At 41.0% G+C, this 2,754-nt stretch carries 2 protein-coding genes; both read right to left on the reverse strand.

Features of this window, described 5'->3' with window-relative positions; translation table 11 throughout:
- Positions 1-232: 232 nt before the first annotated feature.
- The gene (locus tag F7D47_RS09920) at positions 233-1,279 is read right to left on the reverse strand and encodes an IS110 family transposase (protein WP_153085441.1); all 1,047 of its coding nucleotides are present in this window, start codon (positions 1,277-1,279) and stop codon (positions 233-235) included.
- A gap of 266 nt (positions 1,280-1,545) precedes the next feature.
- Positions 1,546-2,598, reverse strand: a complete 1,053-nt coding sequence (locus F7D47_RS09925; protein WP_117678397.1) for a transposase — start codon at positions 2,596-2,598, stop codon at positions 1,546-1,548.
- Between the last annotated feature and the right edge of the window lie 156 nt (positions 2,599-2,754).

The raw sequence follows: 2,754 nt of genomic DNA on the forward strand, positions 1-2,754 counted from the left end.
CATGATTCCTAAGACATCACCAAATTTTTGAGAGCTTTTTTGTGTTAAAATAAGCAAAATAGCCCCCAGAAAGCATATAGGCATACCTACCCCTGTAGCAGAAGAAGACATTTTTTGACTTTTCTGTTACAAAAAACGATACGGAACTCTTTCTTTTAATAGCTTTTTGCTCGATTCCTAATTAGTTATCCGTATCTGTCCTCACAAGACTATAAGAGACAATGGTACATTGTCATAGTTCACTTGCTTTGGACTTTTCAATATGTAAGTTCTTTCCGTCGTCAGAGGTGTTCAACACTTCCCATTTTCTCTTTTGTTTGCCTATGGCAAACATTCTGCGAATGAGCTTAAACTTGACGGCATTCAATGCCTTACGCTTAGTATCAGAATCTTTTCTGCCTTCTAACTTTCGATTATAAAACATTTGCATTTCCACATCGTACTCAACAGCTCTCAATGCCGCCATAGACAGGTCAGCTTTCACTTGACCGTTACAGTGTGCGGAAGGTCGGGCACGCCATTTCACACTGGTACCAGAAGTGTGACTGCATGGAGCTACGCCAACATATCTCGCATATTGCCGAGCTGTGTCAAAAGCGGTAAAGTTTCGTGTGATGGCAATTATGTTTGTTGCATTGACAAAACCAATTCCTGGTATCGTCAACAGATTCTGAAAAGTGTCAAAGACATCTTCCTCCTTGGACATTAATTCACACTCTTCCTGATCTATCTTCTCAATGTCATGATTGAGCTTTTTAATGTAGCTCTCATACATGGCAGAATCCTCTTTCGTTTCAAACATCTGCATTCGGTTCATAAAGTTTGTCCGTTGCTCCACAAGGAACTTACGCTCATTGACAAGTTGCTTCAATTGTTGCATAGCCTTGCTTGGCAACTTGTATGGCTTGGCACATTCCGTGCCATCATAACGATAGAGGAAGTCAGCTATCTTTGCAGAGTCATTCTTGTCTCGCTTATCTATTGTCCCCATAGGATGATGTTTTACTATACGTGTACTAAGCATACAGAAAGAGTAATTCTTGGACGTGAGGAATTTTTCCAAGTCCAAGGAGTAGCAACCTGTAAATTCCATGCCAAACAGGGCTTGGGAAAGTACCACACGGCTCTTTTTGAGCCATGAGCACATATCGCCAAATCCCTTGCGAGTGTTGTTGAACACCTCATGAGGGAACATTTTGATGTTGGTGTCCTCACGAAATATAGATACATCTATGACATTTTTAGAGATGTCAATGCCTACAAATGATTTATTTTTCATATCTTTGCACCGCTTTACGAAAGGAACTCTCTATGTCAGGATAAGCCAAATCTTTTAAAAGCTGGGACGGACAGCTAATTCCCTAAAAGGCACTGAGTCTGACATTTCGGGCAGAGGAGACTATATCAAGGGAAAGGGCTTTGCCTAAGATTAAAAAGTTCACTACCTCTGTCTGGAGTTCCTTCCTTTTGAGGATTCCTCGCAAAGGTAGTGCCAAAAGCAACCAAGAGACTCTATCATGGTATAGTGATGGTCTTAAAACACTGTTAGTTCACTCCTGGTTGCTTGTTTTTCCCATTTCGATAATTGTCCGTCTCCACATACGGAGTACCTCGTTTTATAACGGCAAACATACGGAGTATCATCTTAAACTTGATTGCATTAAACACTATTCCACTGCATTTCTCCTTTCTCTTGCGTTCCCAGTAATCTCTGATGTTCGGAATGTGCTGCATGCAAACCAAACAGGCAATGGACAAATCTGCCTTTGCCTGTTTAAAACCTTTCTTAGAGACTGACGAGCCTTTTCTCACAGATGTACCAGATTCTTTCTTGAAAGGAGCGACACCAATATAGCAAGCGTATTTACGTGGGTTATCTATTGCCATGAAGTTTTCGGTCAAGACAATGGTTTCAAGTGCGACAACACGCCCAATACCAGGTATTGATGTCAGCAGGGAAAAGTTCTTGCTGATGTCCGCATCTTCTTTTATGTACATGTCAATTTCATTGTCTATGCCTTTAAGTGCATCATTGAGCGTTTTAAGTTGCCCATTCTTACGTTCCACAGACAAATCTGTGTCATACGCACATATATCATGAAGCTGCTGCTTGTAAAGGACTGACTGCTTGACTGTCTGCTTGCGTTCCGCCAAAAGCCTCTTCAACTTAAAATATACAGGAGGAGGAAGTTTTGATGGGTTGCGAAGAATCTTTCTGTGGTTCTGCTCACAGTAAATGGCTATGCGGAAAGAATCAAGCTCGTCAGTCTTGATGCGGTCGAGCGAACGCAGTCCATCATCCAAGTCTGGCTCAAAGCGATGCATCTTGCGAGGTTCCACCATCCTATAAATATAATGTTTCTCTTCCAACCACAGTCTAAAGTTTTGGGTGTAAAGTCCTGTATATTCCATACAGAACAAGACTATATCAACCCCCTTGCTTACCTTTGCCACCCATGAACCAATTTTCTTGAAACCTGCATTGTTGTTGCTCACCTTTATATGGGCTTTCTTCCAATCAATGCTTTCTCCGTCATAATAAGCAAGGTCGAGAGTCTGCTTTGAGACATCCACGCCTATGTAAAGTTCTTTATCCATAATTTTGACATTTAATAGTTAAATGGAATCAAGAAAGTTGGCTGGATTATATAAGGACTATGACATGAGAAAGGGCATACCTTGAAAGAAAGATAGTTCACCTTAACACCCATTAACCAAATATCCTAACTTGATTCCTGGGTGCAAAGGTAAAAG

Source organism: Segatella copri (genome assembly GCF_009494835.1).
Classification (GTDB): Bacteria; Bacteroidota; Bacteroidia; order Bacteroidales; family Bacteroidaceae; genus Prevotella; species Prevotella copri_F.